The 23207-nt window shown below is 60.6% G+C and carries 23 protein-coding genes; 16 read left to right on the top strand and 7 right to left on the bottom strand.

All coding sequences use genetic code 11. From position 1 onward, the window contains the following. The first annotated feature begins 32 nt into the window (after positions 1 to 32). The gene (locus HJB91_RS20495) at positions 33 to 404 is read left to right on the top strand and encodes a VOC family protein (RefSeq protein ID WP_221155808.1); all 372 of its coding nucleotides are present in this window, start codon (positions 33 to 35) and stop codon (positions 402 to 404) included. 102 nt (positions 405 to 506) lie between these two features. Here HJB91_RS20495 and HJB91_RS20490 read toward each other — a convergent pair whose 3' ends face one another. Beyond that, positions 507 to 1103: a demethoxyubiquinone hydroxylase family protein gene (locus tag HJB91_RS20490; protein ID WP_221155807.1), complete on the bottom strand. Its 597-nt coding sequence runs from the start codon at positions 1101 to 1103 to the stop codon at positions 507 to 509. Positions 1104 to 1254: 151 nt separating this feature from the next. Between HJB91_RS20490 and HJB91_RS20485 the strand changes: the two genes are divergently transcribed. Continuing rightward, complete coding sequence (locus HJB91_RS20485; protein ID WP_221155806.1) at positions 1255 to 1785, top strand: ribonuclease H; 531 nt, start codon at positions 1255 to 1257, stop codon at positions 1783 to 1785. A 171-nt stretch (positions 1786 to 1956) separates the two neighbouring features. Here HJB91_RS20485 and HJB91_RS20480 read toward each other — a convergent pair whose 3' ends face one another. Continuing rightward, positions 1957 to 2598 carry a GntR family transcriptional regulator gene (locus HJB91_RS20480; RefSeq protein WP_221155805.1) on the bottom strand — a complete coding sequence of 214 codons (642 nt, stop codon included), beginning with the start codon at positions 2596 to 2598 and terminating at the stop codon, positions 1957 to 1959. Between the two features lie 175 nt (positions 2599 to 2773). Between HJB91_RS20480 and HJB91_RS20475 the strand changes: the two genes are divergently transcribed. The 6 genes from HJB91_RS20475 to HJB91_RS20450 are packed head-to-tail and all read left to right on the top strand — an operon-like array spanning position 2774 to position 7614. Continuing rightward, positions 2774 to 4198: a M20 family metallopeptidase gene (locus HJB91_RS20475; protein WP_221155804.1), complete on the top strand. Its 1425-nt coding sequence runs from the start codon at positions 2774 to 2776 to the stop codon at positions 4196 to 4198. After that, complete coding sequence (locus HJB91_RS20470; RefSeq protein WP_210631097.1) at positions 4191 to 4502, top strand: hypothetical protein; 312 nt, start codon at positions 4191 to 4193, stop codon at positions 4500 to 4502. The genes HJB91_RS20475 and HJB91_RS20470 overlap by 8 nt, the downstream gene beginning before the upstream one ends. After that, the gene (locus HJB91_RS20465) at positions 4499 to 5218 is read left to right on the top strand and encodes an ABC transporter permease (RefSeq protein WP_221155803.1); all 720 of its coding nucleotides are present in this window, start codon (positions 4499 to 4501) and stop codon (positions 5216 to 5218) included. Before HJB91_RS20470 ends, HJB91_RS20465 begins: the two co-directional genes overlap by 4 nt. Next, positions 5218 to 5958, top strand: a complete 741-nt coding sequence (locus HJB91_RS20460) for an ABC transporter permease (RefSeq protein ID WP_221155802.1) — start codon at positions 5218 to 5220, stop codon at positions 5956 to 5958. The genes HJB91_RS20465 and HJB91_RS20460 overlap by 1 nt, the downstream gene beginning before the upstream one ends. Continuing rightward, on the top strand, positions 5955 to 6722 hold the full coding sequence (locus HJB91_RS20455) for an ABC transporter ATP-binding protein (RefSeq protein ID WP_221155801.1): 768 nt from the start codon (positions 5955 to 5957) through the stop codon (positions 6720 to 6722). Before HJB91_RS20460 ends, HJB91_RS20455 begins: the two co-directional genes overlap by 4 nt. Positions 6723 to 6756: 34 nt before the next feature. Next, complete coding sequence (locus HJB91_RS20450; protein WP_221155800.1) at positions 6757 to 7614, top strand: transporter substrate-binding domain-containing protein; 858 nt, start codon at positions 6757 to 6759, stop codon at positions 7612 to 7614. 79 nt (positions 7615 to 7693) lie between these two features. On the opposite strand, the gene HJB91_RS20445 is transcribed toward HJB91_RS20450, so the two are convergent. Next, positions 7694 to 10006 (bottom strand): NADP-dependent malic enzyme, encoded by a 2313-nt coding sequence (locus HJB91_RS20445; RefSeq protein ID WP_210631102.1) that lies wholly within the window; start codon positions 10004 to 10006, stop codon positions 7694 to 7696. A gap of 240 nt (positions 10007 to 10246) precedes the next feature. Here HJB91_RS20445 and HJB91_RS20440 point away from each other — a divergent pair, with 240 nt between their 5' ends. Continuing rightward, positions 10247 to 11686 carry an FAD-binding oxidoreductase gene (locus HJB91_RS20440; protein WP_210631103.1) on the top strand — a complete coding sequence of 480 codons (1440 nt, stop codon included), beginning with the start codon at positions 10247 to 10249 and terminating at the stop codon, positions 11684 to 11686. A gap of 202 nt (positions 11687 to 11888) precedes the next feature. Here the strand turns inward: HJB91_RS20440 and HJB91_RS20435 are convergent, their stop codons facing one another. The 3 genes from HJB91_RS20435 to HJB91_RS20425 all read right to left on the bottom strand — a co-directional run bounded on the left by HJB91_RS20435 (position 11889) and on the right by HJB91_RS20425 (position 14407). Then, positions 11889 to 12713, bottom strand: a complete 825-nt coding sequence (locus HJB91_RS20435; protein WP_259672827.1) for a protein-L-isoaspartate O-methyltransferase — start codon at positions 12711 to 12713, stop codon at positions 11889 to 11891. A 271-nt stretch (positions 12714 to 12984) separates the two neighbouring features. Continuing rightward, positions 12985 to 13734, bottom strand: coding sequence for a histidine phosphatase family protein (locus HJB91_RS20430; RefSeq protein ID WP_221147640.1), 750 nt, complete (start codon positions 13732 to 13734; stop codon positions 12985 to 12987). Positions 13735 to 13918: 184 nt separating this feature from the next. Continuing rightward, the gene (locus HJB91_RS20425) at positions 13919 to 14407 is read right to left on the bottom strand and encodes a hypothetical protein (RefSeq protein WP_405047674.1); all 489 of its coding nucleotides are present in this window, start codon (positions 14405 to 14407) and stop codon (positions 13919 to 13921) included. 117 nt (positions 14408 to 14524) lie between these two features. Between HJB91_RS20425 and HJB91_RS20420 the strand changes: the two genes are divergently transcribed. Then, positions 14525 to 15337: a UDP-2,3-diacylglucosamine diphosphatase gene (locus HJB91_RS20420; RefSeq protein ID WP_210631617.1), complete on the top strand. Its 813-nt coding sequence runs from the start codon at positions 14525 to 14527 to the stop codon at positions 15335 to 15337. 164 nt (positions 15338 to 15501) lie between these two features. Next, positions 15502 to 16719 (top strand): MFS transporter, encoded by a 1218-nt coding sequence (locus tag HJB91_RS20415; RefSeq protein WP_221155798.1) that lies wholly within the window; start codon positions 15502 to 15504, stop codon positions 16717 to 16719. On the opposite strand, the gene dgcA is transcribed toward HJB91_RS20415, so the two are convergent. Next, entirely contained in the window at positions 16671 to 17654 is a 984-nt protein-coding gene (dgcA, locus tag HJB91_RS20410) for an N-acetyl-D-Glu racemase DgcA (RefSeq protein ID WP_210631106.1), read from the bottom strand. The genes HJB91_RS20415 and dgcA overlap by 49 nt on opposite strands. Positions 17655 to 17751: 97 nt before the next feature. On the opposite strand from dgcA, the gene HJB91_RS20405 reads away from it, so the two are divergent. The 5 genes from HJB91_RS20405 to HJB91_RS20385 all read left to right on the top strand — a co-directional run bounded on the left by HJB91_RS20405 (position 17752) and on the right by HJB91_RS20385 (position 23184). Then, entirely contained in the window at positions 17752 to 18921 is a 1170-nt protein-coding gene (locus HJB91_RS20405; protein ID WP_210631107.1) for an MlaE family lipid ABC transporter permease subunit, read from the top strand. A gap of 1 nt (position 18922) precedes the next feature. After that, positions 18923 to 19768 carry an ABC transporter ATP-binding protein gene (locus HJB91_RS20400; RefSeq protein ID WP_210631108.1) on the top strand — a complete coding sequence of 282 codons (846 nt, stop codon included), beginning with the start codon at positions 18923 to 18925 and terminating at the stop codon, positions 19766 to 19768. Between the two features lie 8 nt (positions 19769 to 19776). Then, positions 19777 to 21147, top strand: coding sequence for an MlaD family protein (locus HJB91_RS20395; protein WP_210631109.1), 1371 nt, complete (start codon positions 19777 to 19779; stop codon positions 21145 to 21147). A gap of 25 nt (positions 21148 to 21172) precedes the next feature. Beyond that, positions 21173 to 21784, top strand: a complete 612-nt coding sequence (locus tag HJB91_RS20390) for an ABC-type transport auxiliary lipoprotein family protein (protein WP_221147617.1) — start codon at positions 21173 to 21175, stop codon at positions 21782 to 21784. A gap of 146 nt (positions 21785 to 21930) precedes the next feature. Beyond that, complete coding sequence (locus tag HJB91_RS20385; protein ID WP_221155797.1) at positions 21931 to 23184, top strand: sensor domain-containing diguanylate cyclase; 1254 nt, start codon at positions 21931 to 21933, stop codon at positions 23182 to 23184. The last annotated feature ends 23 nt before the right edge of the window (positions 23185 to 23207 follow it).

Here is a 23207-nt window from a genome sequence, read left to right as displayed (position 1 = left end):
ACGACATCCATTTGTCCAACAAGGAGTACAACATGACCACCACTTCAATAACTGTCCAGAGCATCTTCGCCTCCGCCACCGTTTCCAACTTTGACGAGGCGCTCATCTGGTATGAAAAGCTCATGGGACGCCCCGCAGATAGCAAACCGATAGCGGGCATGGCTCAGTGGCGTAACATGGGCGGGGCCGGCCTGCAGGTCTGGAAGGATGACAAACGCGCCGGCAACGGGATCATAACGATCGTCGTCCGCGAGCTCGAGGTTGAGCTCGAAAGGCTTTCGCGTCAGGGCTTGCAACTCGCCAAAAAAATCGAAGGCGACTTTGGGCTCGTGGCTCAGATATTCGACGGTGAGGGCAACCGGATCAACCTGGCCGAGCCTCCCAAGCCACCTGCGAAGAACTGACTTCGCCGTCTCCAGACCATTGAGCCCTTTGGCCCAGAGCAATGCCTGCTTTGGGCCAAGACCGGTGATGACTGAATGGCGCCAGAAGCGGCTGCCAGACCATCAAACACCCTTGGAGCGGGCTATTTCGGCACGCATCCAGCTTGAGTCTCCCCATGTCGAGAGCCAGATCATCTGGTCCGTGAGCGCGGCGATGACTGGCAGAAGCAGGGCGTGGCCGATGCCGCGTTTCGTCTGGTTCCTCTCGGCCTCCCTGAGATGCGCCAACTCCTCTTCTTGGATCGAAGCGATGAGGCCGTGAAGCTGTGGATCGCGGCTCTTGAGGAAGATCAATTGATCTTCGAGATGGCGGTGAACTGTGCTTTCAACCGCCTCGGTGCAGACCCAGATCATGTTACGCCCGCCGAGGGCCGTCAGGAAACCGAGCAGATAACCGCCGAGGCTCCAGAATGCCATGACGCGACATGGCTTGGCATTCCTGGATGGCATCGCGTCGCGAAACAGGCGGCAATGCTCGATCTCGTCGTCCCGCATTTCGCGAAGTGCGGGCCCGATCTCAGGAAACAGCCGACGGGCCATCCAGATCTGTGCCCCGTAGATGCGAATTGCGCCGAATTCGCCGGCGTGATTGACCTTGAGAATACGGCGAACGGTTACGGCATGATCCCGCTTGCCGGCCCTGCTCAACGGATTGTCCATGGCGCTGCCCCTCACAGTTTCCCATCGGCAGTAGGCGCTGTCGGCCCCACGGTCGTCAATAGTTGACACAAGGGAACGTTCAATTCCAATGTCGGCTTCGGGTGGCCGTCGCAAATCGCGCCGGTCCGGGCGGGGCGCAGCGAAGGCGAAAATGGCGGGCATTTCCAATGAGCTAGGCTCCCCCACAACGACGGCCGGACTACCGAAAAGCCACGGTCTCCACGTCTTTGTGGACGGTTGTTATGACCCCGGTTCCGGGCACGGAGGCTGGGCCTTCGTCGCCTATCGCGAGGCTGCGGAAATCGCGTCCAGCTTCGGCGGTATGCGTGATTCCGCCAATAATTCGATGGAATTGACCGCCGTCTTGAAGGCAATCATGTGGATCAATAGCGAAGCAACGGGCGAAGCCGCGACCATCTGGTCGGATTCGATCTATGCCGTCAAAGGCTGCAACGACAGGCGGCACATTTGGAAGAATAACGGCTGGAAGAAAAGCAGTCCGAATGGGAACGCCCGAAGCCGGACGATCGCTAATGCGGAACTCTGGAAAGCGGTCGATCTTCAATTCTCGCAGAACGCCCTGGTGACCATTGCCTGGTGCAAGGGCCATTCCGGCATAGCCGGCAACGAACGCGCGGATGAGCTTGCGTATGGAGGGCGGCTGTCGGTACGAGGTGCATGATATGGGGATATCAACTGGCTGCGGATGGTTGAGATGGCACGGCGCCAAAACTCCAGGCGGTTCCATTGCATAAAAGCCACGAGGTCATGCCGGAGGTGGCGAAAAATGCACCCTCCAGCGATTTCCGGTTATCCCAAGTTCCAGCAACAGCTGCCGCGTCATCGAGGCCGATCAAGCTTGAAGAATGTGCCTGCGCGTCAGCTCCATCAGACCATCGGTGTCGCGTCTCTCTATCGCATCGACCATCTGTTGATGTTCGCGACCGGATTGCTCGATGCGGGCGCGCGTTCGCCACTGCGACACCGGCGCAGAGGATGTCCGCTGCCGAATCTCCGTGATCAGTTCCACGAGTTCCTGGTTGCCTGCGAGAGCAAGCAGATGGCGGTGGAAGGCGAGATTGGCTTCGTAAAGTTCAAGCATGGTGCCGTTCAGCACCAGATCGTCGAAGCGTGAAGCTAGAACCCGTAAGTTCGCAATATCCGTCTCGCTCGCATTCGCGACGATGCGGTCGCTGACGGCGACTTCGAGGATGACGCGAATGTCGCTGACCTCCTGGGCGCGGCGCCCGTCTTGCTCATGGACATGATAACCTCGATTGGGGACATGCTCCACCAGTCGCTTCTGCACCAATCTGTCGAGAGCCCTGCGGACCTCGGGTCGCGTACAGTTATACCGCCTTTCGAGATCGATCTGCTTCAACCAGGTTCCAGGCGGGAGACGGCCGGCAAGGATATCCTGGAGAATGAGTTCGGTCACATCGGAGGTTTGCGGCTCTTGTGCTTGCGCCGTCGCTCCGCTTTTCAGCGAATTCATGTAGTTCTCCCCAGCCCGATTTCGGCGATGACTATCATAGCTCTCCCCAGGCCAACAACGAGGCCGATTGACAGCCTGAAAAATATTCCAAGCTCATGGCTTGCGTGTCCGATTCAATTGGAGCATAAAATTGGCGCCAATTTGATTACCATTATACGAGGCGGATTGTAAATCCATGCAGAACTCCGATGCGGTTTGGGAAATAGTCGAGAGAAAGCGCGCGTCGTTCTTCGAGTTGAGTGATCGCATCTGGGATATTCCCGAGACCAATTACCTCGAATATCAGTCCGCCGAAGAGCACGCCCGCATGCTGGAAAGGGAAGGCTTTCGTGTCGAGCGCGGCATTGCCGGTCTGCCGACAGCAGTCATGGGAGAGGCAGGCGAGGGTGGCCCGGTCATTGCAATTCTTGGCGAGTTCGACGCGCTGCCGGGACTGAGCCAGGAGGCCGGTATTGCCGAGCAGCGCCCCTTGGTCGACGGCGGCAATGGTCATGGCTGTGGCCATAACATGCTCGGAGCCGGATCCATGCTCGCTGCCGCCGCGGTCAAGGATTTCCTGGCCGAAAGCGGCTTGAAAGGAAGGGTGCGCTATTACGGATGCCCGGCCGAGGAAGGCGGCTCTTCGAAGGGCTTCATGGTGCGCGCCGGCGTTTTCAACGACGTCGATATCGCGATCTCTTGGCATCCGGCAGCCTTTGCCGGGGTCAATAACCCCATTTCGCTCGCCTGCAATGAGATCAATTTCCATTTTTCGGGCCGCGCATCGCATGCCTCCGCCACACCGCATCTCGGCCGTAGCGCTCTCGATGCGGTGGAGCTTATGAATGTCGGCGTCAACTATATGCGCGAGCACATGCCTTCGACCGCGCGCATCCACTATGCCATCACTGATGCGGGCGGCGGGGCGCCTAACGTCGTGCAGGCGCGCGCGACGGTACGCTATCTCGTCCGCGCGAGGACCTTGCCGGAACTCCTGTCTCTGGTCGCCCGCGTCAAGAAGGTTGCCGAAGGTGCGGCTCTGATGACCGAGACGGCCGTCCGCAGTGAAATCGTCAGCGGCGACGCCAACCTCGTCGGCAATACACCACTCGAAGAATGCATGTTCTCGCATCTGCAGCGCCTTGGCCCGCCCGTGTTCGATGACGCGGATCGAGAAATGGCCCGCAAGTTCCAGCAGACCTTCAATGCAGAGGATATCGCAGCGTCCTATGGTCGTTTCGCGCTGAAACCGAAGGAGGACCAGCCGCTCTGCGAGGAGATTTTTCCGTTGAATGCCGGTGACGGCACATTGGTTGGTTCCACCGATGTCGGGACCGTCAGCTGGGTGGTGCCGACCGTGCAGATGCGAGGAGCTACCTATGCTGTCGGAACGCCAGGACATTCCTGGCAGCTGGTTGCGCAAGGGAAGCTACCGGCTGCCCACAAGGGAACCGAACACGCGGCCAAGGTGATGGCGAGCACGGCCGCCGATCTCATCGGTAACCCCGGATTGATCGAAGCTGCCAAGGCCGATCACAGGGCGCGTCTGGAGCGTACGCCTTTCATCAATCCGATCCCGGATGACGTTGAGCCGCCATTGCCGGAGCAGGCTGATGCCTAACCAGGACTTGCAGCCCGATCGTGAACGCCTGACAGCGCTTATCCGCGAGTTTGCCCGTCGGGTGAAATTGTCCGGAACGCGGGAGGAGCTCGAGAGCTTTCTGCATCTGAAGGACCGGCCGGTGTCTCCTCTGCCGATGCTCGGCGAACGGCCGAATTTGAACGACAAGTCCAAGGCCGATCCGGTGATTGCCGGAATCGGCGAAGCCCTCAAAGGCAAGACGGTCGGCGTCGTTCAGTCGACCAGCCACGCTATGACAATGTCAGTTCCTGCAAAAACATGCTCTTCCGGGGCAGCAACATGAGCCAGCCTGGTTTTTTCGAGCTTGCCGGCTTCGGTCCGGATGGCTGGGGCCATGCTCTTCTAGCCGGAGCGTGGATGACCATCCTTGTTGCAATCGCCGGCTATGCCGTCGGCGCCTGTATTGGGACGCTTGGGGCATGGGCCAAGATTGCAGGTAACGGCTTTGCTCGCGCAGTCGCCGACGCTTATACAACGGTGCTGCGGGGCATTCCCGATCTGCTGGTCATCTATCTCTTCTATTTCGGCGGTAGCGCCGTGGTTACGGCGGTGGGCCGGCTTTTCGGCGCCGAAGGTTTCCTCGGCTTTCCGGGCTTTCTTGCCGGCTCCCTCGCCGTGGGCGTCACCTCCGGCGCTCAGTTCACGGAAGTGCTGCGAGGTGGTTTCAAGGCGGTCCATCCGGGTGAGATCGAGGCGGCTATCGCCTGCGGCATGCCGCGCTGGCTTCGTCTGCGGCGGATCGTTGCGCCGCTGACCCTACGTCACGCGCTTCCCGGTCTCGGCAATGTCTGGCAGGTCGTCCTGAAGGAGTCGGCACTGGTATCGATCACCGGTGTTGCCGAGCTTCTGCGCCAAGCCCAGGTCGGCGCCGGATCGACCGGGCTTCCGTTCGATTTCTATCTGATGGCCGGCGCGATCTACCTGATGATCTCGACAGTTTCGAGCCTCGTCATCCGACAGGCGGAGCGGCGCCTGTCGCGCGGCGTGAGGAGCGCGTGATGGACTGGCCCTTTCTCCAGGAAACATTTCTGAGCCTGGTCTCCGCAATTCCGCTGACGATCGAGCTTGCCGTGACGTCGATCTGCCTTGGGGCCATTCTGGCGATGCTGCTGGCGCTTGCCCGCCTCTCCGGGGTTGCAGTGCTGGACTGGTTCGCACGGCTCTATGTCTTTGTCTTCCGCGGCACGCCGCTATTGGTGCAGATATTTCTCATCTATTACGGTCTCGGTCAGTTTCCAGCCATACGGCACAGCGTCTTCTGGCCGTTTCTCCGCGATCCTTACTGGTGCGCGGTTCTGGCGCTGACCTCGAATACAGCCGCCTACGCCAGCGAAATCATACGCGGCGGGCTGCTCTCGGTACCGCACGGTCAAATCGAGGCTGCCCGCGCCTGCGGCATGAACCGTTTCCTGATGTTTCGCCGGATCGTCCTGCCGCTGGCAATCCGACAGGCATTGCCCGGATACGGTAACGAGATGATATCGATGGTCAAGGCGACATCGCTTGCCTCGATCATCACGCTGATGGAGGTAACGGGAGTTGCCGCGAAGATCATCTCCGAAACCTATCGGGCAATCGAGGTCTTCGCCGTCTCTGGGGCTATCTATCTCGCTCTCAATTTCTTGCTCACACGTCTCATTCAATTTGCCGAATACAGGCTTAGCCCGCATTTGCGCGCGCCTCTTCCCGTCATCCGAGTGAGTGCCGTTACGGCGTCCCCTGCAGGAGAACATCGATGACAACTACACCGATCGCCCTCAGCGTGCGCGACATGCACAAGAGCTTCGGGCCTGTACAAGTCATCAAGGGCATCTCCCTTGACGCTTTAGAAGGCGATGTCGTCTCCATTGTCGGTTCGTCCGGCTCCGGAAAATCGACTTTCCTGCGTTGCATCAATCTGCTGGAAACGCCGGATTCCGGTGAAGTGACCGTTGCCGGCGAAACGATCTCGATGCAGCGCAGTGCCGGCGGCGCACACCGCGCGACGGATCGATGGCAGGTCGACCGTATCCGCTCTCAGCTCGGCATGGTGTTCCAGAGTTTCAATCTCTGGTCTCACAAGACGGTCCTGGAAAACCTTATCGAGGCGCCGATCCATGTTCAGCGCCGTTCACGCGCCGAATGCATCGAGGAAGCTGAAGCTTTGCTCGCTAAAGTCGGCATCGCCGATAAACGCAATTTCTATCCCGCTCATCTTTCCGGCGGCCAGCAGCAGCGCGCCGCCATTGCCCGCGCGCTGGCCATGCATCCAAAGGTGATGCTCTTCGATGAGCCGACATCGGCGCTCGATCCGGAGCTTGTGGGAGAGGTTCTGCGCGTCATGCGCGCCTTGGCAGAGGAAGGGCGCACCATGCTGGTCGTCACACATGAGATGGGATTTGCGCGCGACGTCTCCAGCCGCGTTGTCTTTTTACACAAGGGTGTGGTCGAGGAAGAGGGCAAGCCTCAGGATGTCTTCTCGAATTCGAAGTCGGAGCGCTTCCGCCAGTTCATCAATCAATAGTTCATCAGGCTCAATCAAGAAGGGGAACTCAAGTATGAAATACCTGACCGCAATCATGGCCGCGATCACTATGGTCGCCACCTTAGCCGTTTCCACGGCGGCACGCACCGAGGAGAAGAACTGGACACATGTGACGATTGCGACCGAGGGAGCGTTTCGGCCGTGGAACTTCACCAAGGCAGACGGTAGCCTGGATGGTTACGAAATCGAGCTGATCAAGTATTTTTGCGCCCATATGAAGGTCGAATGCACGACCGTGATCCAGCCTTTTGACGGTATGATCCCGGCCCTGAATGCCGGAAAGTTCGACGCAATCATTTCGGGGATGTCTGCAACCGCCAAGCGTGAGGAGGTCATTGCCTTCAGTGATTCCTACGGCACGACCGGGCAGACCTTTGCGACATTGAAAGACTCCCCGCTTGCCACTCTGCCTTTGAAGGGAGAGGTGTTTTCGCTCGCAACGGACGAGGCCGGCGCTGTCGCTGCGCTGAAGCAGCTCGAGCCGTTGCTCAAGGGCAAGACAATCGGCGTGCAGACTGCATCGATCGCCGCGACCTTCCTCGACAAATATTTGAAGGGCGTCGTCGATATCCGTGAGTACAAGACGACGGAACAGCACGATCTCGATCTGAAGGCCGGTCGCGTCGACCTCGTCATGGCGTCGATGGCATATCTCTCGACAGCGGCGGCAAAGCCGGGCAACGAGGACTTGATCGTCACAGGCCCTCGTTTCCAGGGCGGCATGCTCGGGCGAGGCAGCTCGGTTGGTTTGCGTAAGGAGGATATAAAACTGAAAGCCATGTTCAACGACGCGATCGCAGCAGCCAAGGCGGACGGCACGATCGTCAAGCTATCGCAGAAGTGGTTCGGCTTTGACGTAACGCCGAGGTAAAACGCGGCAGGATGCCAGCACTTGCGAAATATCTCGGCGAGTGCTGGTTATCCGTGAATCTCCTGGTCGCAAAGCCGGCTTATGCCGGCTGCGATGCCTCGACGACGGCGAGTGCGGCCATGTTGACGACGCCGCGGGAAGTGACCGAGGGAGCAAGAATGTGAGCGGGCAGGGCGGCGCCGAGCAGGATCGGGCCGACATGCAGTCCGTCTGTCATCGACTTCACCACGCCGAAGGTAATGTTGGCGGCGTCGAGGTTCGGGAAGACGAGCAAGTTCGCCTCGTCATGCAGCGTCGTATCCGGCATGACCCGCTTGCGCAGCGCTTCGGTGATGGCGCTTTCGCCGTGCATTTCGCCGTCGACTTCAAGATCGGGCGCGGTTTCACGAATGAGTTGCAGGGCGTTGCGCATCTTGGTCGCACTTTCGGATTCGCGCGAGCCGAAATTGGAATGCGAGACGAGGGCGGCGCGCGGCGTGATGCCGAAGCGGCGAATTTCCTCGGCCGCCATCACCGTCGCCTCGGCGACCTCTTCTGCGCTCGGGTTGAAGGTCACGTAAGTGTCGGTGAAGAAGGTGGCGCCGCGCTGCGAGATCATCAAGCTGAGGGCCGAGAAATCGCGGACATTCTTGCGCTTGCCGATGATCTGGCGGACGTCGCGGAGGTGCTTTTCGTAGCGGCCTTCCAGGCCGCAGATCAGCGCATCGGCCTCGCCGCGCCTCAGCGCCAGCGCGCCAATGACGGTCGTGTTGGTGCGCACGATGGTGCGGGCGGCTTCCGGAATGACGCCGCGGCGGCCGACGAGCGAGAAATAGAGATCGACATATTCGCGGAAGCGCGGATCGTCTTCCGGGTTGATGACCTCGAAATCCTGCAGTGGCCGGATGCGCAGACCGTAGCGCTTGAGGCGTGTCTCGATGACCTGCGGGCGGCCGATCAGAATCGGTTTGGCCAAGCCTTCCTCAAGCAGCACCTGGGCGGCGCGCAGCACGCGCTCATCCTCGCCTTCGGAGAAGATGACGCGCTTGCGCTCGGCGGCCTTTGCCGCAGTGAAGATCGGCTTCATGACGAAGCCGGAGCGGAAGACGAAGCGGTTCAACTGATCGAGGTAGGCGTCGAAATCCTGGATCGGGCGGCGCGCGACGCCGCTCTGTTCGGCGGCCTTGGCGACGGCAGGGGCGATGCGCAGGATGAGGCGCGGATCGAAGGGGGAAGGGATCAGATAGTCGGGGCCGAAGACCGGGGTCTCGCCGGAATAGGCGCGAGCAGCGACATCGGAGGGTTCTTCGCGGGCAAGCGCTGCGATGGCGCGCACGGCGGCCATCTTCATTTCCTCGTTGATCGTCTCGGCGCCGCAATCGAGCGCGCCGCGGAAGATGTAGGGGAAGCAGAGGACGTTGTTGACCTGGTTGGCGAAGTCCGAGCGGCCGGTGCAGATCATTGCGTCGGGGCGGGCAGCGCGGGCGAGATCCGGCATGATCTCCGGCGTGGGATTGGCGAGCGCCATGATCAGCGGCTTGTCGGCCATCTGCGCCAGCAGTTCCGGCTTCAGGACGCCGGCGGCCGAGAGACCGAGGAAGACATCGGCGCCGCCGATATTTTCGGCGAGCGTGCGCGTGTCGCTCTTCTGGGCATAGACGGACTTCCATTCGTCCATCAGTTCGGTGCGGCCCTCATAGACGAGGCCTTCGATATCGTGGACCCAGATATTTTCGCGCTTGGCGCCGAGCGTCACCAGCAGATTGAGGCAAGCAAGGGCGGCCGCACCCGCGCCCGAGGCGACGATCTTGACGTTATCGATCGCCTTGCCGGCGAGTTCCAGCCCGTTCAGGATCGCGGCGGCAACGATGATCGCGGTGCCGTGCTGGTCGTCGTGGAAGACCGGGATTTTCATCTTCTCGCGCAGGCGCCGCTCGACCTCGAAGCATTCCGGCGCCTTGATGTCTTCAAGGTTGATGCCGCCGAAGGTCGGCTCCAGCGAGGAAACGGTCGAGACCATCTGTTCGACGCTCGCGGCGTCGATCTCGATGTCGAAGACGTCGATACCGGCGAATTTCTTGAAGAGCACGGCCTTGCCCTCCATGACCGGCTTCGAAGCCAGCGGCCCGATATTGCCGAGTCCGAGCACGGCGGTGCCGTTGGAAATCACGGCGACGAGATTGGCGCGCGAGGTATATTCGGCTGCCATTTCCGGGTTGTCCCGGATGGCAAGGCAGGGGGCGGCGACACCCGGCGAATAGGCGAGCGCGAGATCGCGCTGGTTACCGAGCGGCTTGGTCGCCTGGATCTCCAGCTTGCCGGGGCGGGGATAGCGATGGAAGAAGAGCGCCTGCTCGTCGAGATCGCCGCCCGGCAGGTTCTTGTCCGTCTTGGATTTATCCTGGTGATCCATTGCCGCCTCCGTGCACGTCTTTTTCTGGAGTTCCCTCCATACATCAATCGGATACGGGCGACAGTATGGAAATGAGGGCTGGAAGAAGTTTTCGCGAGACGGGCGTGTCCCACGACGCCGCAGGCCGGCCGAGTATCGGCATCGCCAGTACTAATCCTTTTGGAAAACTTGTTTGACGCCCCCTGCGAGCGCAAGATGCTGGCCGCGACGGTGCGGGGCGCCGGTCGCATGGAGGAAATCATGGACAATTTGAACCTCACGACCCTGCAGCGGGGTCAGACGATGGTCAATGACGTGGCCATGGATGCGTTTGCCGCCGGTTTTCGCGGCAGTCTCCTGACCAGCAACGACGTGAATTACGGCGAGGCGCGGGCGATCTGGAATGCGATGATCGATCGCCGGCCGGGGCTGATTGCGCGCTGCGCAGGGGCAGCTGATGTCGTGCGCGCGGTGCGTCTTGCGCGCGATAACAATCTGCTCGTTTCGGTGCGCGGCGGCGGGCACGGCATTGCCGGCAATGCCGTCTGCGAGGGTGGTGTTGTCATCGACCTGTCGCCAATGAAGTCAGTGCGGGTCGATCCCGAGACGCGCCGCGCCAGGATCGAGCCGGGCGCTACGCTCGGCGACGTCGACAAGGAAACGATGGCTTTCGGGCTGGTGCTGCCGACCGGCATCAATTCCACGACCGGCATAGCCGGCCTGACGCTCGGCGGCGGTTTCGGCTGGCTCACCCGGAAATTCGGGCTAACCCTCGACAATCTGATTTCGGTGGATGTGGTGACGGCCGATGGCGAACTGGTGAAGGCGAGCGAGACCGAGCGGCCGGACCTGTTCTGGGCCCTGCGCGGCGGCGGCGGCAATTTCGGCGTCGTGACCTCCTTCGAATTCCAGCTCAACCCGCTCCATCCCGAAGTTTTCGCCGGACTGGTGGTGCATCCCTTCGCCGATGCGGAAAAAGTTCTCAGAGAGTATCGCGAGGCGCTGGAAACAGCACCCGACGAGCTGACCTGCTGGGTGGTGATGCGCCAGGCGCCGCCGCTGCCGTTCCTGCCGGCTGAATGGCACGGCAAGGAAATCGTGGTGCTCGCCATGTGCTATTGCGGGGACATGGCGGCGGGCGAAAAGGCGGCGGCGAGATTGCGTGGGATCGGAAAGCCGATCGCCGACATCGTCGGCCCGATGCCATTCATCGGCTGGCAGCAGGCATTCGACCCGCTTCTAACGCCCGGCGCCCGTAACTACTGGAAGAGCCAGGATTTCGCCTCCCTCTCCGATGCGGCGATCGAGGTTCTCACCAATGCCGTGCGGAAGTTGCCAGGGCCGGAATGCGAAATATTCATCGGCCATGTCGGCGGCGCCGCCGGCCGCGTGCCGACCGAAGCCACAGCATTTCCACAGCGCAGTTCGCATTTTGTCATGAATGTCCATGCACGCTGGCGGGAATCCGAGATGGACGGAAACTGCATCGGCTGGGCACGCGAACTCTTTGAGGCAACCAAACCGCATGCTGTGGGTACTGCCTACATCAACTTCATGCCGGAGGACGAGACCGATCGGGTCGAAATGGCTTACGGGGCCAATTATGCGCGCCTTTCCGAAATCAAGCTGCGCTACGATCCGAACAATCTGTTCCGGATGAACCAGAATGTGAAGCCGATGGCGGCCGTGCGGGCTGCGTGACGGGCCGCGACGCGCGTCGGCTCAAGCGGTCTGGTCAGGCACGAGTATTGGACCGATGGAGGCAGGTGATTGGCAAGCCACCAATGTCGACGCTGTACCTCAATTGGAACGCTTCTTGTCGCAGGAGACAGGCCTTTGCGACAGGTTTGCGAAATTAGGCTGCCGCACTTCAAGCGCTGGCAGCTTTTCGCGGAATTGCGAATTACGCGGCAACTGTGGTTGGAGCTGCGGAATCGTTGGAGAACCATACGTCGCGGAAGATCGCGGCGGCGCTTTCGTCGGGTTTGCGATCTCTGGTGAGCCAGGCGGAGCGGATGGTTCGTGCGCCGGTGCGATCCGGGACTCTAAGGCTCTGGCGAGGGTCACTTGCGCCAATGCAGGGAATGAACCAAGCTGGCATTAATGGCTGCGCCGAGAATTCCGATTGACCTCGAGTGATGAGCATCGTGACGGCAACATCCTCGTTCGGGCGCCAAGGAAAGATCATACGACCGCCTGGACGCAATGATTCGAGCCAATGTGCTGGCGGGGCCACAACGCCGGCATTCACGTAGATCACGTCGGATGACGGCAGCGTCAGCACAGTAGCGTCACCATGAGTAACCGAAACCCCTTCGAAGGGAACGAGGTTCTCACGCGCACGCTCAGCAAGATTGTCATCGATTTCAAAGGCATGCACGCTGCCGTATGGGAGCGTCAACATCGAGAGCATTGCGGTGTAGTAGCCAGTGCCTGCTCCGATATGGGTCACCACTTCGCCGCGCTGTGGATTCACGCTCCCGAGCCAACCTGCATGCAACAGGGGCTCGCCGTTGTTGATGCCCTTCGTCCGATCAAGTGCGACCAGCACGTTCTGATTAACATGCACCGGATCGTCGCTCGGAGTTTCAATGTAGCGATGCCGGTAGGATTTCTTCCAAGGATGGACGGCGATATGCCACGGACCGGGACCAAGGAAGGCTTCGCGGGGTACAAGGTCGAAAATGCGTTCATACCGTTCATCCGGCGAGCCTGTGGCCGCGGCCATCATCCTTGCGTTTAGCCGACGGACTTCTTGCAGTACGAGACTTGATCTCCTCGTCATTTCGACATCTCTCCTTCATCGTCTCCGAACCGTCATGCGGATGGCAGTGTTGAAATAGAGCTTTCAGAATGTCTCACGAGCTATTTCGGGAAAATGAACCATCTGCAACTCTGTGCCGCAAGTGAATATGGCACCAATCTCTGCTTGAATTCACATTTGCCTGGGACTGGCCGAACCTCGTGCACATGGATGAGTGCGCGAACTCAGGAACGGTTTACCCACCGCACTTCGGCGTCATCCTCACGTCAGCGCCATAGGCATCGCGCAGTTTGTCCTCCTGTCCCGGCTGCCGGTCGGCGGCCTGGTGGAGCAGGATCGTGTCGTAGCCCTGCAAACGCGTTCCCTCGATCAGCGTGACGTCGGAATTCCCAGGATTGTCGGATCGCTCGAACCAGTCGACGGAGTGGTGCAGGAAATTCATTTCGACCGCGCGGTTGGTGACGCCATGGCCGACGATCGCGACATTGTGGTCGCCGGTCTCGGCTTCGCGCATGACGGTCTGGAGGAAGAGACGCACCCGCTGCGCCACGTCCGCCCGGCTTTCGCCGTCCGGCGGCCGTGCATAGAACTTGCCGCTGTTGTTGCGGAGCCTCGCCCATTTTTCGAATTCCTCGGGGAATTTCTGTTTCTGCTCGGCATGATCGTAGATTTCGGTGAAGAGGCCGAAATCCTGCTCGCGCAGAAGATAATCTTCCCTGACATCGCCGACGAAGTTTTCCGGCAGCACTTCGAGCAGCGCATCCTTGCTCTGGCGCGTGCGCAGGAACGGCGAATACCAGATATGCAGCTTCTGGAATCCCTCGCTCGGCAGCCCTCTCAGGTACGAGGCGATGACAGCGCCTGCCTCCGCCGCCTGGCGATAGCCCCACTCGGTCAACGGCACGTTATGATCGCCGAACTGACGGTAGGCCTGTTCGTTGATGTTGCCGAGGGATTCGCCGTGGCGAACGAGAAAGAGACGCATCGGCCATCCCCGCTTCATCGGATATGGAATCGTCGTCATCATGAACGCGCTCGATTGGCAGGGCAATATCGTCGGTCGGAAAAGGGGGCGAGCGTCTGGTCGCCGCTTGCCCCAATCCGCTTGGCCCGTCGATCTTGTTCACTCGGTTCCAAAATCAAGGAGCGAGGGAGGGTCTTCCGCGCTATCAGCGGCCCTGGAAGATCTTGACGAGCTTTGGCGTAAACCGGTGAGCCTTGATGTCGAGCAGATCCTGATACGTGGCCCGACCGGAGATCGCGGCCGCCAGATATCGCTGGCAGGCGACCCTCGGAGCGTCCTTGTCAGAGACGTTTGTCACGATCCCGGCGGTGCGACGCGCATTTGCATCGAAATCCTTTGCGCACACTTTGACGAACTCATTTCTCGCTCTGGTGCTGCCTTGCAGCAACGTGACGGTCGCATCATAATCCTGCTGCGTCGGTGCACAGCCTGCAAGTATTGCAATAGAAATCATTATCGTCGCGGTGCGGACATGCATCATCAACCCCCAAGGATACGCCAAATCGGCACCTGCTGTTAATTTGATTCTCGGCATGCGGGAAAGATCTAGAACCTCGCGGCACGAAATTATGGTGATCGGATTTCCGATTTCGGTTTTGCGACCTTCGTGACCGACGGGATCGGCGTTTACCATCCAGACGGTATGGGTCGGTCTGCAGGGCTTTTCCCCAGCTTGTCATCTTCCTGAAACACGAGTCTGGTTTTGGAGGGCTAGATGAAAGATGGGGCACGAGCACTGTTCGTGACAAACATGATGGAACCCAGACATTTCCGCACGCTCTTCATTTCCGATATTCATCTCGGCTCGAAGGCCGCGAAGGCTGATTTCCTGCTCGATTTCCTGCGCTACCACGAGGCAGACACCATCGTGCTCGTCGGCGATATCGTCGACGGCTGGCGTCTGAAACGCAGCTGGTACTGGCCGCAGGTCTGCAACGACGTCGTCCAGAAGCTGTTGCGCAAGGCGCGCAAGGGCACGCGCGTCGTTTATATCCCAGGCAATCACGACGAATTTCTGCGCGACTTCCCGGGCATGCATTTCGGCGGCATCGAGGTCGTCGAGCGTATGATGTATGACGGCGCGGACGGCAAGAGATACCTGATCCTGCACGGCGACGAGTTCGATGTCGTCGTCCGCAACGCCCGCCTGCTCGCCTATCTCGGCGACTGGGCCTATGATACGGCGATCCGCATCAACATCCTGCTCGCGGCCGTACGCCGCCGCCTCGGCATGCCTTATTGGTCGTTCTCCGCCTGGGCGAAGCTGCAGGTCAAGCACGCGGTCAATTTCATCGGCGAGTTCGAGCGCGTCGTCGCCGAAGAGGCCCGCAAGAGCGGCGCCGACGGCGTGATCTGCGGCCACATCCACCACGCCATGATCCAGGATATGGACGGCATTCGCTACATCAACACGGGTGACTGGGTGGAAAGCTGCACGGCGGTTGCCGAACATGCCGACGGCACCTTCGAACTGATCACCTGGCGGGCGCTTGCCACCGCCGTACCGGCGCTTACCGCCATCGAGAGTACCGAAGAGGCGGAACTCGCCCCGCAGGCGGCGTGATTTTACGGCCGTCGCTGTCGCGGCGGCTCGCCGGCAATTTAGCCGTTACCGCGAGGTAACAGGCCATATTTATTTTCTAAAACGTTTCCGGACTGCTATTTCTCGCAATAGTCGCCCCCCGGGTGGTGTGTTAGGAAAACATCCAGTTTCCTTCAGGTCCACAGATGATTCCCGCTCAACATTCCACGGGTGAGGGAGCGCCGCCGCGCTTCCGGCTGCTCAGTGCGCTGTCTTATTGCGCGCCGCTGCTCGTCAATGGCGTCGTGCTGCCATTCTTCCCGGTATGGCTGGAAACCCATAGTTTCAGCGACCATGAAATCGGCATTATCCTCGCCATACCGATGGTGGTTCGAGTCTTGGTGGCGCCTGTCGTCGCCATGATCGCCGACCGCATGAAGGAGCGCGCCACCGTGCTGCTCTGGTCGGGGAGCCTGTCGCTGCTGACGGCGATCGCGCTTTACTGGTCGACCAGCTTCTGGCCGGTGACAATCGTCTTCGCGCTGCAGGGCGCCAGCTTTGCGCCCTATGTGCCCGTGGTCGAATCGATCGTCATTTCAGGCGTGCGGCGTTGGGGGCTCGATTATGGGTCGATGCGCGTGTGGGGCTCCATCGCCTTCATCGTCTCGACGCTGGTCGGCGGTCAGCTGATCAGCCGGTGGGGCGGCGGCATGGTGCTCATCGTCATGGTGTTCGGCTTCATGATGACGGTAGTGATGGCGATCTTCTGTCCGCGTATCGGGCCGACCCGGCGGCGCGGTCTGCCGATCGACCTTCCTGCCGCCACCGGCAGCGGCCTGCGCGAACCGCATTTGCTGCTGCTTCTGATCGGCGTCGCCATCCAGCAGTCGAGCCATGCCGTGCTCAATGCTTTCTCCTCGATCTATTGGCATCAGCTCGGCTTTTCCGGCACGCAAGTCGGCCTGCTCTGGAGCGCCGGCGTTGCCTCGGAGGTGACGGTGTTCTTTCTGTCGAAGCGGCTCAATCGGCGCTTCACTGCCTGGACCCTAATCCGCTTCGGCTGCGCCGTCAGCGTCTGCCGCTGGATCCTGTTTCCCATGAATGCCGGCTTTGCCGGCTTCCTTCTGCTGCAATGCTTCCACGGCTTCACCTATGCCTTCGTGCATACCGGCGTGCAGCGGCGGATCGTGGCGACAGTGCAGGAGACGCAGGAGGCCTCGGCGCAGGGCGCCTATTTCTTTTATGTCGGCATGGCGATGGGGTTAATGACCATCGCTTCGGGTTATCTCTACGCTTGGCTCGGTCTCGTCAGTTATTACGTCATGGCGCTCGTCGCTCTTACGGGCCTCGGGATCGTCATCTCAGCCTATTATCTTCAGCCCCAGAGGGCGCTTTCCGGCGGAAAGACCAGGGAAGCGGCGTAGCGCAGGCCGGGCTCGCGGTCGTGGGCAAGCAGCAGCGGGCCGTCGAGATCGACAAAATCGGCATTCTGCGCGAGCAGCACGGCCGGCGCCATGGCGAGCGAGGTGCCGACCATGCAGCCGATCATGATCGAAATGCCGAGTCTCTCGGCTTCGGTCTTCATTGCCAAGGCCTCGGTGAGGCCGCCTGTCTTGTCGAGCTTGATATTGATCGCATCATAGCGGTCGGCAAGGCTTGCGAGATCGCCGGTGTGGTGCACACTCTCGTCGGCGCAGACCAGCAGCGGGCGGCGGATTTCGGCAAGCAGCGCATCGCGGCCCGCTGGCAGCGGTTGCTCGACGAGGGCAACACCCGCCTCTGCGGCGATCTGCAGATGACGTTCCAGCACCGCCTCCGGCCAGCCCTCATTGGCGTCGAGAATGATCGCAGCTTCGGGTGCCGCCGCGCGGACGGCGCGGATGCGGCTTTCATCGTCGCCGGTTCCCACCTTGACCTTGAGCAGAGCGCGACCGGCATGTTCGCGCGCCTGCGCGGCCATTACGTCCGGCTCACCGAGCGAGATGGTGTAGGCTGTCGTGAGCGGTTTGAGCGATGTGAGGCCGAGGCGGGCGGCGACCGTTTGGCCCGTCCGTTTTGCTTCGAGATCCCAGAGAGCGCAATCAACCGCGTTGCGTGCCGCACCCGGCGGCATCGCCGACAAGAGATCGTCGCGCGAAATGCCGGATTCGATCAGCGGGCGCGCCGCCTCGATCTGGGCGAAGACGCTCTCCATGGTCTCACCGTAGCGGCGGTAGGGCACACATTCGCCGTGCCCTTGCGCGCCTTCTTCCGTGACTGTGCAGGTAATGACCTCGGCCTTCGTCTTCGCGCCGCGCGAGATGGTGAAGGTCCCGGCAATCGGAAAGGAATTCATCTGGATATCGAGGGTGCGCGGCATTATTGCTATCCTGCGAGCATGGAAATTGGACGTTGCTTCTGTATATTGACGCGCCGGCGGCGATCCGCTTCGCGAGTCGGCAATGTCGCCGTAAGCCTTGAAAGACACAAGTATCTTGAACGCCGAGAATCGCAACGCCGCCTCACTGCAAGTGGACGACCGGCCAGATGGTTCGGGGCAGCATGTTCGTCTCAGCGGCAATTGGCGCAGCGCCTATGTGCATCTTGTGCTGCGCGACTTCGATAAGCTTCGGCGAGAGAAGATCGGCAATCTGACGCTGGACCTTTCTGATGTATCGGACATCGATACTGCCGGTATCTGGCTTCTTTGCCGGCTAAAGAAGGAGGAGGAAGCGGCCGGGCGCACGGTGCGCTTCGTCGGCACCAATCCGCATATCGACGAAATGCTGGAGATGTTTTCGGAGGAGCCAGCCAAACCGGAGCCGGAACAGAAGGAGAAGGTCTCGCTTGCCGCGCGCATCTTGGCGCCGATCGGCAAGATGACTTACGACATCTGGGACAATCTCGCCGCCTCGATGTATATCCTCGGCTCGGCGGTGCGCGGCGCGCAAATGAAGCTCGGCCGCGGCAGCGGCGTCTCGCCGGCCTCGATCGTCAACCAGATCGATCACATGGGTGTGCGTGCCGTTCCGATCATTCTGCTGATGTCATTTCTGATCGGTGCGATCATCGCCCAGCAGGGTGCCTTCCAGCTGCGTTATTTCGGGGCGGAGGTGTTCGTTGTCGATCTGGTTGGAATTCTGCAGCTGCGCGAAATCGGCGTGCTGCTGACCTCGATCATGATTGCCGGTCGTTCCGGCAGCGCGATTACCGCCGAAATCGGCTCGATGAAGATGCGCGAGGAGATCGACGCGCTGAAGGTGATGGGGCTGAACCCGATCGGCGTGCTGATCTTCCCGCGGCTGGTGGCGCTGACCATTGCATTGCCGCTGCTGACGGTGTTGGCGAACTTCGCGTCGCTGGCGGGGGCTGCGGTCGTCGCCTGGGGCTATTCCGGCATCACTTTCGCCAATTTCCTGGCGCGGCTGCACGAGGCTATTACGCTGTCGACCGTGCTGTCGGGCATGATCAAGGCGCCGTTCATGGCGCTCGTCATCGGCATCGTCGCCGCCGTCGAGGGGCTGAAGGTCGGCGGCAGTGCGGAGTCGCTCGGTCAGCATGTGACGGCCTCGGTGGTGAAGGCGATTTTCGTCGTCATCCTGATGGACGGGCTTTTTGCGATGTTCTATGCAGCGATCGATTTCTAGCATGGCGGGCAGCGTGGACGAGCAACCGATAGAAAGCGAAGGACAGGGCAGGGATGTCGTGCTTTCGGCGCGCGACGTCACCGTCGCCTTTGGCTCCAAGGTGGTGCTCGACAAACTGAACCTCGATATCTATCGCGGCGAGATCCTCGGCTTCGTCGGCGCGTCGGGCACCGGCAAATCGGTGCTGATGCGCACGGTGCTGCGGCTGCTGCCGCGCCGCTCCGGCACGATCAAGATCCTCGGCCAGGACTTCGACGAGCTCAATGAGCCGCAGCGCAACGCGCTCGACATGCGGCTCGGCGTGCTCTTCCAGCAGGGCGCTTTGTTTTCGTCGCTGACCGTCAAGGAAAATATCCAGGTGCCGATGCGCGAATATCTCGACCTGCCGCGCTCGCTGATGGATGAGCTGGCGCACTTGAAGATCCGCATGGTGGGGCTTGCGGCCGACGCCGCCGACAAATATCCGTCCGAGCTTTCGGGCGGCATGATCAAGCGCGCCGCGCTTGCCCGCGCCCTGGCGCTCGATCCCGAGCTCGTCTTTCTGGACGAGCCGACTTCAGGTCTCGATCCGATCGGCGCGGCCGAGTTCGACGAACTCATCGCCAATCTGCGCGATAGTCTCGGACTGACCGTCTACATGGTGACGCACGATCTCGACAGCCTGTTTTCGGTTTGTGACCGTATTGCCGTGCTCGGAAAGAAGCGGGTAATGGTGGAAGGCACGATCGACGACATGCTGGCCTATGACGATCCGTGGGTGCAGGCCTATTTCAAAGGTAAACGGGCACGGTCGATCGTGCCGCAGGACAATGGCGCGCGGCACGGCAACGGCAGCGGCGGGAAGTGATCGGATAGATGGAAACCAAAGCCAATTATACGATTGTCGGTTTTTTCACGGTGCTGGTGATCGCGGCCGCCTTCGGCTTCGTCTACTGGATGGCCGAATATGGCCGCGGTGGCCCGATGACGGAGCTGATCGTGCGTATTCCCGGCTCGGCGAACGGGCTCAGCGTCGGCTCGCCCGTGCGCTTCAATGGTATCCAGGTGGGCTCGGTGCAGACGCTGTCGATCGATGCCGACGATCCGCAATATTCGCTGGCCTTCACCCAGGTGCGCGCGGACGCACCGATCTACCCCTCCACCAAGGCCGCCCTTGAAATTCAGGGCCTGACGGGGGCCGCCTATATCGAACTGTCGGGCGGCCGCAAGGGTGAGGAGAGTATCCTCAAACATGCGATCGAAAACGGCAAACGCGCCGTCATCGTGGCCGACCAGTCGAGCGTCACCAATCTTCTGGCGACCGCGGACAAGATCCTCGATCGCGCCAATGACGCGGTCGGCGAACTTCAGGGTTTCATCGAAGATTCGCGTGCTCCGCTGACCCAGACGTTCAAGAATGCCGAAACCTTCTCGGATGCGCTGGCCAAGAATTCCGACAATATCGACTCCTTCCTGCAGAGCGTCGGTGAGCTCTCCAATACGGTGAAGGCGGTTTCCGGGCGTCTCGATTCGACGCTCCAGGCTGTGGAATCGCTGGTCAAGGCGGTCGACGCTCAGAAGATCGACAATATCGTCTCCAATGCCGAGAAGATCACTGCCAATGTCGCCGACGCCTCGGGCGATCTCAAGGGCGCGATCCAGAAGTTCGACGAGACGGCCACCACCTTCAACGATTTCGGCAAGCAGGCGCAGGCGACGCTCGATCGCGTCGACACGCTCGTCGCCCAGATCGACCCGGCGAAGATCAAGGGTTCCGTCGACGATATCTCGCAGGCCACAAAGGATGCACGTGCGGCAGTCGCCTCGATCCGCGACGTCGCCAACACGGTTTCGTTGCGCCAGAAGGATATCGACCAGACAATTCAAGACGTGTCGCAGCTTGCCAACAAGCTGAATTCAGCCTCGACACGTATCGACGGCATTCTCATCAAGGTCGATGCGTTGCTCGGCACCGACAATACGCAATCTCTGTTTACCGAGGCGCGCGCGACGCTCGAATCGTTTAAGAAGGTCGCGGACAATCTGAATTCGCGCATCGGTCCGATCGCCGACAATCTACAGAAATTCTCGAGCGGCGGCTTGCGCGACGTGCAGACTCTCATCAATGACATGCGCGGAACCGTGAGCAATCTCAACGATACGATCAGCAACTTCGACCGCAATCCGCAACGCCTGATCTTCGGCGGGGACACGGTCAAGCAGTACGACGGCCGGACGCGGCGTTAACAGGGGAAGTCAGGGGTAGCCTAATATGGTCGCATCGCATCTGCTGTCGCGCCGTTCTTGGATCAGGGGAACGGCGATCGCGCTGCCGCTGACGGCGCTGATCCTTTCCGGGTGCGGTACCACTGCCAAGAACGACACCTATGACCTGTCGGGCGCCGTCGATGGCGATGGGCCCGCGGCCAAATCCCGCCAGATCCTGATTGCCACCCCGACGGCGCTGAGGGCGCTCGACAGCGACCAAATCGTCATCCGCGTCTCGTCCTCGGAAATCCAGAATCTGTCGCGAGCGCAGTGGGGCGACAAGCTGCCGCGCATGGTGCAATCGAAACTGGTCGAGGCCTTCGAGAATTCGGGCAAACTCGGCGGCGTCGGGATGCCGGGCCAGGGGCTTGCAATCGATTACCAGGTCGTCACCGACATCCGCTCATTCGAGATCGACGCTTCGAGCGGCAACCTGGCGGTGGTGGAAATTTCCGCCAAGATTCTGAACGACCGAAATGGCTCGGTGCACGCTCAGAAGGTGTTCCGCGCCACGGCCCCGGCGGGCGGCGACAATACGGGCTTTGTCAAAGGTCTCGACCGCGCCTTTTCGGCGGTAGTTTCGGAGATCGTAAGCTGGACCCTGCGTTCAATCTGAGAGGGCGTTTCGCGACTGCCGCGTCAACATCAAGGGTTGCGGGTTCCAAAAAAATTGGGCGCCACGAGGTTGAGGCGTTCGTCGTATTAAATTTCTTCACGAATTTGTGGAATGCCTCGTGTTAGCGCTGTCAGGAGGCATGCTGCATGGTGGTCGCACGAGTATTCGGAAAGTCGTCATCGGAAGCGCTTCAGCGAGAAAAGGACCGGCTGGCCGCGTTGCAGCAGCTCGATCTGCTCGACACGCCGAGGGACGAGGGATTCGAGCGGATCGTCCGCCTGATAAAGCAGATCTTTTCCGTCGACATCGGCATCGTGTCGCTGATCGATGCGCACCGGCAATGGTACAAGGCCTGTTCCGGCATGTCGGCCGACGAGGTGTCGCTGGAAGACACGTTCTGCCGCTGCGTAGTCGACTGTGATGAGCCCGTTATCGTTCCGGATGCCAGCAAGGATCTCCGCTTTGCAAGGCATCCAGCGGTCACGGGCGAGGACCATATCCGCTTTTATGCCGGCGTTCCGCTTAGAACGAAGGCTGGCCACATGATCGGAACCGTGTGCGCCATCGATCGCCGGCCGAGATCATTCGGCAGCAAGGACCTCGGTCTTCTCGAGGAATTGGCGGGAGCGGCGATGGACCGCATCGAGCTCGTGCAGTCTGCCGCCACCGACAGTCTGACCGAGGCGATGACGCGGCGTGCATTCAAGCAGGAAGCCGATCAGCTGATTTCGCTCGCGCTGCGGCGTCAGCACGACCTGTCATGCATCGTTTTCGATATCGATCACTTCAAGCAGGTGAACGATGGGCACGGGCATGCCACAGGAGACGCGGTTCTCAAGGCGGTCGCATCGATCTGCAGGTCGACGCTTCGCGCCGGTGATTTGTTTGGCCGTATCGGGGGCGAGGAATTCGCCGTCGTTCTGCCGCATGTCGATCGGGAAGGAGCGGCGGCCGTCGCCGAAAAACTCAGGGCCGCCATCGCCTCGCAGGTCATTTTCGGCCATCACGGCTCTCTGAACGTCACGGCAAGCCTCGGAACGTCGGCGCTTTCGATCGTCAGCAAAGACATCGAAACGCTGCTCGCTCAGGCGGATGCGGCGATGTATCAGGCAAAGCAGAGTGGGCGCAACCGCTGCGTCTCATCGAGTTCCATTCACGCCGACCACGCCATCGGCGCGCGGCGGCGCGTGCTGAAGGCAGGTGCGATCCTGTTCAACGACCGGCGCTCGACCATCGACTGCACGGTGAAATCGATCGGCGTGGAGAGCGCCGGCATTTCGGTCTCCAGTACAGCGGGCATTCCTTTGGAATTCATTCTTGCCATCAAGGGCGAAGGTTTTGAAACCAATTGCCGGGTAATTGCGCAAGACCGGCAAAACCTGGAGGTGGCTTTCCGGTAGCGAAAGTGCGCCGCGCCCTTTCA

The organism is Rhizobium sp. NLR10b (assembly GCF_019685435.1).
In the GTDB taxonomy this organism is placed as follows: Bacteria; Pseudomonadota; Alphaproteobacteria; order Rhizobiales; family Rhizobiaceae; genus Rhizobium.
Note: the sequence above shows the minus strand (reverse complement) of the source record. Positions and strands in the feature narration are given on the sequence as shown.

Coding starts and splice junctions, on each gene's coding strand:
- HJB91_RS20455 (WP_221155801.1), top strand. CDS start 5,955: ATGACAACTACACCGATCGCCCTCAGCGTGCGCGACATGCACAAGAGC.
- HJB91_RS20425 (WP_405047674.1), bottom strand. CDS start 14,407: ATGGTAAACGCCGATCCCGTCGGTCACGAAGGTCGCAAAACCGAAATC.
- HJB91_RS20385 (WP_221155797.1), top strand. CDS start 21,931: ATGGTGGTCGCACGAGTATTCGGAAAGTCGTCATCGGAAGCGCTTCAG.
- HJB91_RS20475 (WP_221155804.1), top strand. CDS start 2,774: ATGCAGAACTCCGATGCGGTTTGGGAAATAGTCGAGAGAAAGCGCGCG.
- HJB91_RS20445 (WP_210631102.1), bottom strand. CDS start 10,006: ATGGATCACCAGGATAAATCCAAGACGGACAAGAACCTGCCGGGCGGC.
- HJB91_RS20490 (WP_221155807.1), bottom strand. CDS start 1,103: ATGGACAATCCGTTGAGCAGGGCCGGCAAGCGGGATCATGCCGTAACC.
- HJB91_RS20430 (WP_221147640.1), bottom strand. CDS start 13,734: ATGCGTCTCTTTCTCGTTCGCCACGGCGAATCCCTCGGCAACATCAAC.
- HJB91_RS20400 (WP_210631108.1), top strand. CDS start 18,923: ATGGCGGGCAGCGTGGACGAGCAACCGATAGAAAGCGAAGGACAGGGC.
- HJB91_RS20465 (WP_221155803.1), top strand. CDS start 4,499: ATGAGCCAGCCTGGTTTTTTCGAGCTTGCCGGCTTCGGTCCGGATGGC.
- HJB91_RS20415 (WP_221155798.1), top strand. CDS start 15,502: ATGATTCCCGCTCAACATTCCACGGGTGAGGGAGCGCCGCCGCGCTTC.
- HJB91_RS20450 (WP_221155800.1), top strand. CDS start 6,757: ATGAAATACCTGACCGCAATCATGGCCGCGATCACTATGGTCGCCACC.
- HJB91_RS20440 (WP_210631103.1), top strand. CDS start 10,247: ATGGACAATTTGAACCTCACGACCCTGCAGCGGGGTCAGACGATGGTC.
- HJB91_RS20485 (WP_221155806.1), top strand. CDS start 1,255: ATGGCGGGCATTTCCAATGAGCTAGGCTCCCCCACAACGACGGCCGGA.
- HJB91_RS20470 (WP_210631097.1), top strand. CDS start 4,191: ATGCCTAACCAGGACTTGCAGCCCGATCGTGAACGCCTGACAGCGCTT.
- HJB91_RS20495 (WP_221155808.1), top strand. CDS start 33: ATGACCACCACTTCAATAACTGTCCAGAGCATCTTCGCCTCCGCCACC.
- dgcA (WP_210631106.1), bottom strand. CDS start 17,654: ATGCCGCGCACCCTCGATATCCAGATGAATTCCTTTCCGATTGCCGGG.
- HJB91_RS20480 (WP_221155805.1), bottom strand. CDS start 2,598: ATGAATTCGCTGAAAAGCGGAGCGACGGCGCAAGCACAAGAGCCGCAA.
- HJB91_RS20420 (WP_210631617.1), top strand. CDS start 14,525: ATGATGGAACCCAGACATTTCCGCACGCTCTTCATTTCCGATATTCAT.
- HJB91_RS20460 (WP_221155802.1), top strand. CDS start 5,218: ATGGACTGGCCCTTTCTCCAGGAAACATTTCTGAGCCTGGTCTCCGCA.
- HJB91_RS20395 (WP_210631109.1), top strand. CDS start 19,777: ATGGAAACCAAAGCCAATTATACGATTGTCGGTTTTTTCACGGTGCTG.
- HJB91_RS20390 (WP_221147617.1), top strand. CDS start 21,173: ATGGTCGCATCGCATCTGCTGTCGCGCCGTTCTTGGATCAGGGGAACG.
- HJB91_RS20435 (WP_259672827.1), bottom strand. CDS start 12,713: ATGGCCGCGGCCACAGGCTCGCCGGATGAACGGTATGAACGCATTTTC.